This window comes from Siphonobacter sp. (genome assembly GCF_048595215.1).
Lineage (GTDB): Bacteria > Bacteroidota > Bacteroidia > Cytophagales > Spirosomataceae > Siphonobacter.
Window position 1 is genome coordinate 1 of record NZ_JBMDWJ010000175.1, and the last position, 8,273, is coordinate 8,273.

General features: G+C 49.8%; 8 protein-coding genes and 1 pseudogene. 6 read left to right on the plus strand and 3 right to left on the minus strand.

Annotated features, from left to right (window positions below; genetic code table 11):
• Positions 1-87: 87 nt before the first annotated feature.
• From ACOJTG_RS10295 to ACOJTG_RS10315, 5 genes and pseudogenes are all read left to right on the plus strand, one after another.
• A pseudogene (locus tag ACOJTG_RS10295) lies at positions 88-579 on the plus strand (RNA polymerase sigma factor); the annotation flags it as partial.
• Complete coding sequence (locus ACOJTG_RS10300) at positions 572-1,924, plus strand: hypothetical protein (RefSeq protein ID WP_420153730.1); 1,353 nt, start codon at positions 572-574, stop codon at positions 1,922-1,924. The pseudogene ACOJTG_RS10295 and the gene ACOJTG_RS10300, both read left to right, overlap by 8 nt.
• 115 nt (positions 1,925-2,039) lie before the next feature.
• Positions 2,040-2,501, plus strand: a complete 462-nt coding sequence (locus ACOJTG_RS10305) for a ubiquinol-cytochrome c reductase iron-sulfur subunit (protein WP_420153731.1) — start codon at positions 2,040-2,042, stop codon at positions 2,499-2,501.
• Positions 2,502-2,536: 35 nt separating this feature from the next.
• The gene (locus tag ACOJTG_RS10310) at positions 2,537-3,451 is read left to right on the plus strand and encodes a DUF5777 family beta-barrel protein (protein WP_420153732.1); all 915 of its coding nucleotides are present in this window, start codon (positions 2,537-2,539) and stop codon (positions 3,449-3,451) included.
• Positions 3,452-3,479: 28 nt separating this feature from the next.
• A complete protein-coding gene (locus tag ACOJTG_RS10315; RefSeq protein WP_420153733.1) occupies positions 3,480-4,016 on the plus strand; it encodes a YceI family protein in 537 nt (178 codons plus the stop codon).
• A gap of 494 nt (positions 4,017-4,510) precedes the next feature.
• On the opposite strand, the gene ACOJTG_RS10320 is transcribed toward ACOJTG_RS10315, so the two are convergent.
• Both ACOJTG_RS10320 and ACOJTG_RS10325 read right to left on the minus strand, forming a co-directional pair.
• Positions 4,511-4,903 (minus strand): hypothetical protein, encoded by a 393-nt coding sequence (locus ACOJTG_RS10320; RefSeq protein ID WP_420153734.1) that lies wholly within the window; start codon positions 4,901-4,903, stop codon positions 4,511-4,513.
• 36 nt (positions 4,904-4,939) lie between these two features.
• The gene (locus tag ACOJTG_RS10325; protein WP_420153735.1) at positions 4,940-6,196 is read right to left on the minus strand and encodes a sulfite oxidase; all 1,257 of its coding nucleotides are present in this window, start codon (positions 6,194-6,196) and stop codon (positions 4,940-4,942) included.
• Between the two features lie 192 nt (positions 6,197-6,388).
• Here ACOJTG_RS10325 and ACOJTG_RS10330 point away from each other — a divergent pair, with 192 nt between their 5' ends.
• Positions 6,389-6,862: a DinB family protein gene (locus tag ACOJTG_RS10330; protein ID WP_420153736.1), complete on the plus strand. Its 474-nt coding sequence runs from the start codon at positions 6,389-6,391 to the stop codon at positions 6,860-6,862.
• A gap of 78 nt (positions 6,863-6,940) precedes the next feature.
• On the opposite strand, the gene ACOJTG_RS10335 is transcribed toward ACOJTG_RS10330, so the two are convergent.
• The coding region (locus tag ACOJTG_RS10335) for a HAMP domain-containing sensor histidine kinase (protein ID WP_420153737.1) at positions 6,941-8,273 on the minus strand (1,333 nt) is incomplete at its 5' end.

The following is an 8,273-nucleotide window of genomic DNA, read 5'->3' on the forward strand; positions in this document are numbered from 1 at the left end:
ATTAAAATCACGCCCTCAGTGATTTTCCCCCTTTTCCTGGGGTTGGCCCGCAACTAACTAAAAACAAACCCGCGACTCTACCGGCTTTTTTATTCGTTTGCGATGAGTATTGCGTCAAGGTATTGTCCAACCAAAGAAGAAAGTCTGGAAGTAGTCAATGACGGATTTCTAAAGGTTTTTCACGGGATGACGCATTATCAGATCGAAAAACACGAACCCGTGCCGTCGTTCATAGGCTATTTCAAGAAAATCATCATTCACACAGCCATTGATCAGTATCGAAGCAGCATTAAGCATAGTCACCAGGTAAATCTGGAAGAAGGTATTTCTGTTTCCCACACCGAAAGTCCGCTCGACGGGCTGGCCTATGAAGAATTGATTGGATTAGTACAACAACTGACGCCCGGCTACCGGGCCGTATTTAACTTATACGTCATTGACGGCTATTCGCACGAAGAAGTAGCTCAACAACTGGGCATCACCGTTGGTACCTCCAAATCAAATTTAGCAAAAGCCAGACAACACCTGCGGGAGCTGTTAAAACAAAGTCATGAAGAACGATCCTCCAAATATGTCTGATGATCAGCTGGATGACCTGTTCAGACAGGCTGCCTCGGGCTACGAACCGCCGTTCGATCCGGAGGCTTGGAAACGCATGGAGCAAAAGCTTGGGGGGGATCAGTATTTCAAATCGGCAGTTAAACGCTTTACGCTCATTGAGGCACTGGTGGTGCTGAGTATGCTGGGCTTATTCTGGTGGGCTAGTCACGGACCTATCCCGACGAAAATGGGCACGGAACCTTCAGAAACGGCGGTCGTACGTGCAGCCAAGCCCTCTACGGGGATAGAATCGGCTGCAACAACCCAGTCTTCGTCCGCTCAGCAAAACCCGGAAAACTCGGAAGCCTCGTCATCAGCTGCTTCGGATTCAGAAAAAGCAATCCGTACGCATGAGGATACGTCCGTAAACCGTTCGTCCACCATACGCCAGGCGTTAAAGCCCATACACCGCCCAACTACGCCAAGTCGCTACGTTTCCGAAGCTCCACTAGTGGCTTCGGGCGTAAGCCCTCGGAAAGCCCGGACTTTTGGCTCCCGCAACCAGTCTACTTCTGACTATCCCAAGCGGCAATCGCGTCGGCGAGAAGAGGAAACCTCGGTACCCAAGTTAGCTGTACCTCAACCTACGGTTTCTGCTGATACGAGTATTACGAAACTCGAAACAAACGCATTAGCTGTGTTGTCCTGGAAAGCATTACCAATAGATCTAGCTTTTCAGGTTCCGGATGTAGAACAGCCCAACGAGCCGGAGGTTTCGGTACCCCAGCCTCAACCCCGCTGGGCCTTACAACTCATGTTGTCACCGGATTTCACCCGCGTTCCCGGTAGAAGAGCGGCTACGGGCGTCAATACGGGGCTTCAATTGGAATACCGGCTGGTCCCACGCTGGCGAGTAGCAGCCGGAGTTATTTATTCACTCAAAAATTACGCCGCTACCAGTTACGATTACCGACCCTATAAAGGATATTGGATGACCTACCATCGCCCGGATCAAATCGACGCCACCTGCCGGATGCTGGACCTGCCGCTCAGTGTGACCTTCGATGCCTGGAAAATCAAACAAAATCAGTTTTTCGTGAGTCTGGGAAGTACGTCTTACCTCATGCTGCGGGAGAATTATCGGTATCAATATGCCACCTACGAGTACGACATCGAAAAAAAGCGTACGGGAAATCACTGGCTGGCCACGGTCAATCTATCGCTGGGCTTCGAACGACCCATTACCTCCCGTTTGCAGTTGCGTATAGAACCCTTCGTAAAAATGCCGCTGGGAGGTGTAGGCTTTGGAAATGTGCGTTTGCGTACGGAAGGTGTATTCTTTACGCTTCGCTACCACTTACAAAAGCCAACTATAAAATTCTAGTATACAGAACATTACTAGCTGCTAACCGTCCATTTCCTTCTTACGTGCAACGTCGCATTGACGTGGGCCGTAATGACTCGTAGCCGAAAGGCTACTCCGAAACGTATTACCCTTTTTGAACCCTATAACTGTAAACGACATGGCGACGATGGACCGCAAACAATTTATGAGTATGGTAGGTACCGGTATCGGTGCGATTATTCTGCAACAATGCCTTTCGGGCTGTAAAAATGAGAAGGATGATCCCGTAGATCCCGGCTCTGGTAACGGCGGCCTCAATCTCTCCCTTGATCTGACCAATGCAACGTATTCCAAACTAGCTACGAACGGCGGTTACGTGTATACCAATGGCATCATCGTCGCTCGTACCAACGCGGGTACGTACATCGCCGTATCTCAGGCCTGTACGCACCAGGGCGTGTCGGTGGAGTACCGAACCGGAACGAACGACCTGTACTGCCCCGCTCACGGTTCCCGCTTCAGCACCACGGGTTCAGTTGTACAGGGCCCTGCGAATGCCGCTCTCAAACAGTATAAAACAGAACTCACTGGCACGACGCTTCGCGTTTTTGAATAGTCGCTTTTTGTTCCGCTCTTCACCCGTTTTTGTGTATGAAAAACTCTGTTCTTTTCTTCCTTCTAGCATTCGTATGCCTGAGTCAGACGGTACGTGCTCAGGACGATGATCTGCTTAAATCGCTGGATCAACCCACCACCAAAACCTTTACTTCGGCGACGTTTAAAGGTACTCGTCTGATTAATGGTCATACGGTCGAAACCGTCAAGGGTAAGCACCTTGATTTTCTGATTTCGCACCGTTTTGGTCGGCTTAATTCGGGTGTTGATAATTTCTACGGCCTGGATGAAGCTTCGATCCGTCTCGGCCTAGAATACGGCATTACGGACCGACTGACGGCCGGCGTAGGTCGCAGTAATATTCAGAAAACCGTCGATTTGTACCTGAAATACCGTTTGCTTCGCCAGAGTACGCAGGGCTCACCGCTGAGCGTTACGTTGTTTGCTTCGGATGCCATCGTTACCGAACCTACGCGTACCAATGCCAGCAGTACCCTGTATTATGACAACGGAGAACGTCAGAACTGGACGTTCCAGGCCTTGATTGCCCGCAAATTCAGCGATCGTTTTTCGCTGCAACTCATGCCCACGCTTCTCACCCTGGCGAAGCCCGAACAAGGTCCCAAAGCAATTCCGGCCGTGGGCATTGGTGGACGGTTTAAAATCAGCAAACGTGTATCGATCAATGCCGAGTACTACGCCCGTTTCCTCAGTGAAAGCGACCAGCTAACTGCTCCTGGTGGCGTGAAATCATACAATGCCGTTGCCGTAGGCGTTGACATTGAAACGGGCGGTCACGTCTTTCAATTACACTTCACTAACTCGCAGGGTATGATCGAGAAGCAATTCCTGAGTCAGGCTACGGGCAATTTCTTCAAAGGAGATATCCATTACGGCTTTAACATTTCCCGCACCTTTAGCTTCGATCGGAAGACGAAAAAAGACTGGTAATTGCTCATCCTAAATCCTTATCCAGACCATGAAAACGCTTTCATTTCTGTTGGCATTTGCTCTGTCTTTTTCCGCTCATGCTCAACTTTTCCTGACGCAAATGGGTGAAACCCGTTTCTTTTCGAAGACTCCCGTAGAGGATATTTCTGCCGTTAACAAGAAAGTGGGCGTTGTACTAAATAGTCAGACGGGCGAAATCGTGGTACGCATGGCCATCACGGATTTTAATTTTCCGAATAAACTGATGCAGGAACATTTCAACGAAAACTACCTGGAATCAGAAAAGTATCCGTATGGTTTGTTTCGGGGAAAAGTTCAGAATCTACCCGACCTGACGAAACCCGGAACGTACGACGTTTCGGCTCCCGGTAGCCTGGAGATCCACGGCGTAAAGCAGGACCGTACGATGAAGGGCAAACTTACCGTACAGGGGGACAAAATTACGCTGCAATCGGATTTACAGGTCGCTCTGGTCGATCACAAGATTGAAGTACCGAAACTCGTTTTCGCCAAAATTGCCGAGGTCATTGACGTAAAAAATCAGTTTGTGCTGCAGAAGAAATAAGGTCTTTGGCTTAACAGACTACTTAACCCGAAAAGCCGAGGCTCACGCATCGATAAGATACGTTTTTTCTGACCTCTCTCAAGCCCTTTTCGGAAAGTTATCCACGAGACTCACGGTATCCAATACGCCGTGAGTCTCGCTGTTTATGAAAGTGAATAAAGGCCCTCAAAGAAAGGTAGAAGAAGCATACGGGCTAAGCAATGTTCGCTATTCCAGATTACAAATCTGGAATTTGCCTGCTATGCATTGGTAAGGCACGGGATTATAAAACCCTCTCAGATCGCTTTCGGACTGCAAATCCGAAAGAGCCACTTCTTCAGTCCAGACCCGCTAACCCCGAAGGGGTTCAATATCATTAGCCTCGTATGCAATGCGGGGTACGGACAACTGGTACGCACAGCCTACCAACTTAAAAAGTCCGTAGTGAATACTACGGACAACCCGTCCCGTTAACTTTACCAGGTTTTATCCTACCAAAACTGAAAACTGAAAACTCACCGCAACTTATACCAACTCGGTTTCTCCAGCGGCTTCCTTCTTCCATCGAAGGTTTGTTTGGAAGGGCCGTAATACTTTTCCAGGTAATCCAGTACAGCTACTTCCGAAGGTCCCAGATCCCACAGTTTATGGTATTTCTGCATCCAGCGAATCTTGTCTACCCAACCCGTGCGGGTAAACTTATTCTGCGTAATTAACTTACTCGAATGACAGGCGGTACAATGAGCTTTAATCAGTGGCAGGTTCGAATCAACGGCCAGACCCGTTTCCGGATCCTTCTTCACGGAATCCGCCCAAACTCGGCCTACCGTAGCCTCCGCCGGAATCCGAGTCGTAAAGGCTACGCTCCCCAGCAACACAAATGCGGATAGAATGAGCAGGTATTTCATAGTCACAAGTCTTTCAACATTCCCAGTAGACTAGGGTTAAACAATCTTTACCGCAATCCGGTGGCAGGAATTATTGATGTAGCCTTCGGGATTCCACTGGGGCATGACCATCGGCTGATTCACCCCTTGCGAGTCCGTTGCCCGGGCCCAAACTTCGTAATAGCCTTTTCGGGGAAATTGCACGTCAGCGGTCCAGTGTTGCCACGCCAGGCGGTTTTTCGGAGCCTGTAGCTGAGCTTTTTGCCAGGTAGCCCCAAAGTCAATCGACACTTCCAGGTTTTTCACTTCCAGATCTCCCGCCCAGGCATGGCCCCGCAGTTGCAGCGTTTTCCCTAGCTCCAGCATCGCTCCGGTTTGGGGATATGTAATGAGCGATTTCACCGGCATTGATTCGATGATCCGAAACTGATCTTCCGGCGGATCAACCCCTGGCTCTACGGGTTCAATGGGAACCTTATAGCTCTTGCCCGTCATTTTAGGACCATCGTGTACTTTATTTCGAACCGCAATCGTATGCAGCCATTTGCCGGATACGGACGCGGGCCAGCCTCCGATGACCAGTCGCAAGGGATAACCATGCACGATGGGGATGTCCTTTCCGTTCATGGCCCAGGCAATCAGCGTTTCGTCTTCCAGGGCTTTTTTGATCGGTACACCCCGCGAGATAACGACCTTACCCGGTTCCCGACTGGGGTGAATGTCTTTTCCGTAGTAACCGATATAGACGGCGTCATCTTTAATGCCCGCATCGGCCAGTACATCTTTTAGCCGTACGCCCGTCCATTCTGCACAGCTGATTCCGCCCTGCGTCCACTGATTTCCCGAGGTACTGGGAAAGTACCCGGCCCGGCCATTCCCCCCGCATTCAAGCGTGAGTTGGTAGGTATGGACTTTAAAGCGTTTCTTCAGCTCTTCGAGCGTGTACGTTTTTGTAGTCTTTACCGATTCACCCTTAATGGTGAGCGTCCAGTTTTTGCTATCGATGGTTTCGGGGACGATGCCATTATTCCGAATAAACATCTTCTCGGCGGGCGTTATGGCATCGTCGAGTAAATGAGCCGGAGCTTCTACATTCCAGGGTCGGTCGTTGAGCACCACCATCTCCGGGCTTTTCCCTTTCAGGGCCTCCTTGTCGTTATCCAACGGATGTAGCCCCAGGGGTACATAACCCTTAGGCAGTGCATATACTAGTTCACTACTCAATACCGAACCCACGACGCCTAGCACAGATTTTTTGAGGAAATTTCTACGGTTATTCACACGCATACTATTTTTATTCAAATTGTCATTCATGAGTTCCCCGAGCCGCTCAGGATCAGCTTTTTCCCTAATCAACGATTTCTCTAGTACTACCCAGCCCGCATCGGCAAACTAAATTCAAAAAACGGTCTTTTTTGAGAAGAATCGACGCCGATTGCTTCTTTTTCTTCATTTTCAATCCTATTGTTGCCGTATCATAACCTTACGACAAACGCCCCATCCATCATGCGAGTAGAAGTAGAACGTATTACTGGTTTATTACAAGCGATTTACGACGGAGAAGCCTGGCATGGACCCAGCACCCGTGAAATTTTGACGGACGTAACCGCCGAAATGGCCGTTTATCGTCCCTCGCCCCAGGTACATAACATTGCCGAGCTAGTGGTTCACCTGACGAACTGGCGAGTATTCGCTCTGGAAAAACTAACGGACTCGGTTACTTACGATATTATTCTTAACTCCGAAGCCGACTGGCCTGTCATTAACGAGCTGACCGAAGAAGGGTGGCAGGAAAAGCTGGAAACTTTGCAGGATACGCAGGACGAATTACTGGAAACGCTTAGCCGTATCCATACGCCCAAACTTAGTGATCCCGTACCTGGTCGTCGGTATAACTATTATACGCTCCTGCACGGCTTACTGCATCACGAGGCGTACCACAGCGGCCAGATGGCTCATCTGAAAAAAATGCTCGTTTAGTTTTATTGCACAAAGCCAGAGTACGTGCTCTGGCTTTGTGCAATGTAGCATGTTAACGTTTCCGGGCCTGTCTTTCTGCTATTGCTTTTCCTCCTCAGCGGCTTTCAAACTTGACGTGGTAGGCAGTTTTAACGTAACTGTCGTTCCCTTCCCGACCTGCGACTGAAATTGAATCGTACCGCCGTGTAGGCCAATAATCTTCTGTACTACGGCCAACCCGATACCGAACCCACTAACGTTCGAGACCTCATTACTGCGAAAGAAGGGTTCCATCAAATGTGGCAGATCGCTTTCACTAATCCCCTGCCCGTAATCCCGTACGGAGAGAATAATCATCTTTTCCTGGCTCAATAATACTTCTACCGGCCCGTCGGAATACTTACAGGCATTATCAATCACATTCAGTATACAGGTGGTTAGCAAGGACGTATTGCCGTACGTTTCAAAAAACGTGGTTGTATCCTCGGGTAAAAGTCCAAAATCGTAGCGAATCTGGCGATTGGGGTACTTGTTGTGCAGATGCGTCAGGGCATTGGTTACGCAGTCATCCACCGAAATCACTTCCAGCCCCACCAGCCCTTCTCCCGTACGAGCTAAGGAAAGCAAGCTATTCGTCAGTGAGATTAACTGCCGGATTTCTTCCATCGTCGACGCCATCGAGGCCTTGAGTTCCTTGGGATCTTCGTCGTAATCGTGGGAAATCTGTAGCGTACCGAGCATATTCGTCAGCGGCGTACGCAGTTCGTGCGAGGCATGGGATACGAAACTTCGCTGAGCTTCAAATGACTTCTGCAGGCGATTGAGCATTTCGTTAAAGGTCATGGCCAGTCGGGCAATTTCGTCGCGACGATTCCCTTCGTCGAGCCGTCGGTCCAGATGCTGTACTGAGATCGTATCTACTTCGTCCATGGCCTTAGAAATGGGCCGTAACACCCGACGAGAAAAGACGTATCCTACCGCCACCAGCAAGATCACACTCCCCAGATTACCCCAGAGCATGAGCTGACGCAGCATAATCAGACGCGTAAAACCCACCTGATCGTAGCCCATCGCTACTACGCGGAAAACCCGATTCGAATCCTGGTGGACCATGCCTACGGCTTCGTTTTCATCCAAAGCAACGTATACCGGTAGCGGCGTTTTCAGCGTTTTGATAAAATTCAGTACGCCCGACGTAGGTCTTCCCCGACGGTTGGTATACACCATCGTCCCCCTTTCGTCAAAAATCATGATGTGCTCATCCACAATGGTAAGCATATCGCTTTGCATGAGCTGATCGAAAAAGTCGTCGAACTGATGGCGGCGGAGAAGAGCAAGAAAGCGGCCTGACACGTCATTGCGAGCGAAGCGAAGCAATCGAGCGGGACTGGGTAGAACCTTTTCAGCCCTGCGCCCCTGGACTGCTTCGCCG

Coding starts and splice junctions, on each gene's coding strand:
- ACOJTG_RS10320 (WP_420153734.1), bottom strand. CDS start 4,903: ATGAAATACCTGCTCATTCTATCCGCATTTGTGTTGCTGGGGAGCGTA.
- ACOJTG_RS10310 (WP_420153732.1), top strand. CDS start 2,537: ATGAAAAACTCTGTTCTTTTCTTCCTTCTAGCATTCGTATGCCTGAGT.
- ACOJTG_RS10325 (WP_420153735.1), bottom strand. CDS start 6,196: ATGAATGACAATTTGAATAAAAATAGTATGCGTGTGAATAACCGTAGA.
- ACOJTG_RS10330 (WP_420153736.1), top strand. CDS start 6,389: ATGCGAGTAGAAGTAGAACGTATTACTGGTTTATTACAAGCGATTTAC.
- ACOJTG_RS10300 (WP_420153730.1), top strand. CDS start 572: ATGTCTGATGATCAGCTGGATGACCTGTTCAGACAGGCTGCCTCGGGC.
- ACOJTG_RS10315 (WP_420153733.1), top strand. CDS start 3,480: ATGAAAACGCTTTCATTTCTGTTGGCATTTGCTCTGTCTTTTTCCGCT.